This window comes from Mesorhizobium sp. M2E.F.Ca.ET.209.01.1.1 (assembly GCF_004010375.2).
Lineage (GTDB): Bacteria > Pseudomonadota > Alphaproteobacteria > Rhizobiales > Rhizobiaceae > Mesorhizobium.
On sequence record NZ_SADP02000599.1, the window covers coordinates 1 to 343 of the forward strand.

General features: G+C 64.1%; 1 protein-coding gene. It reads left to right on the forward strand.

Going from position 1 to position 343, the window contains the following annotated elements:
• Positions 1-343: TauD/TfdA family dioxygenase (locus EN852_RS37075; RefSeq protein ID WP_189546510.1), on the forward strand; the 343-nt coding region annotated here is incomplete at both ends.

The window sequence follows — 343 nt, forward strand, 5'->3', positions numbered from 1 at the left end:
GCGGCAATGGCTGGCCGCGGTGCGCAGCTACGGCTTTGCCGTCATGGACGGCCTGCCTGCCGAATCCGGCGCGCTGTGCAAAGTGGCCGACCTCTTCGGCTATATCAGGGAGACCAATTACGGGCGCTGGTTCGAGGTGCGGGCCGAAATCAATCCGAACAATCTCGCCTACACCAATCTCGGCCTGCAGGCGCATACCGACAATCCTTACCGCGATCCGGTGCCGACGCTGCAGATCCTTGCCTGCATCGAGAATACGGTCGAGGGCGGCGAATCCAGCGTCGTCGACGGGTTCGCGGTGGCGGCCGCAGTTGAGGCGGAAAATCCGGACGGCTTCCGGCTG